Raw genomic sequence first — 780 nt, 5'->3', positions numbered from 1 at the left:
GAAAGTGGCGCCCAAGTAATTACAGACGCTTTATTTCAACGCTTCCTCCAGGGTGAGATACCAGATGACCATAACGATCAGCTTCAAATTGCCGAGACTTGTTTAAACCATCGTTTTTCATCCTCGCTTGCCTGGCTTTTCGTCAAAACGGAAATGACTGAGTTTATATACCGCGACTTGCCCCAACAAGATCGTCTTTTAACGTTAGCGCACTCACTGAGATACCCAGGACTTCCACTAAACTCGCTCGTTCTCGAAATGAATCGTTTCACTATTTATGACCTTTCAGATATTGGCAGTGAAATAGATATANTCAGATATTGGCAGTGAAATAGATATAAGCGATTCCTTGAAGAAAATAAATCTCTCTAATACAGTCATACACGAAATTACACTTGAATTCTTCAAAAAGCTTAAAGGCCCAAACGGAGATATTGTCATCACTGGGGGCGTATTGGAAACCACTCCGCCCAATACTCCATCAGTTTCGATGGAAAAAACACTTTCAGCGGCGATATTCAGCCCCAAAATGGGAGAAGCAACCTCACGAGCCCAACTGAAAATTCAGCAAAAGAAAGCGATATCGGCAATAGAAGACACGCGTGGCATTAAGATGGAGAACCTGTCGAAAGTGCGGGTGCCTGACATTTCAGAATTTTCGCAAGCGGTACAAAAGGCCTTGAAATCCTTCTTTCAAATAGCCTACGAGATACCGTATTTCATGCTGCACACCACTTTCTCATTAAACATGAGCAAGATTCTTTCAATAGGTAGCTTGAC

General features: G+C 42.4%; 1 protein-coding gene. It reads left to right on the top strand.

All coding sequences use genetic code 11. The features are described 5' to 3' along the window. Nucleotides 1-454: 454 nt before the first annotated feature. Nucleotides 455-780: hypothetical protein (locus JK635_RS01675; RefSeq protein ID WP_235887830.1), on the top strand; the 326-nt coding region annotated here is incomplete at its 3' end.

This window comes from Neobacillus paridis (genome assembly GCF_016765675.1).
Lineage (GTDB): Bacteria > Bacillota > Bacilli > Bacillales > Cytobacillaceae > Neobacillus > Neobacillus paridis.
This window is presented reverse-complemented; position numbering and strand designations above follow the sequence as displayed.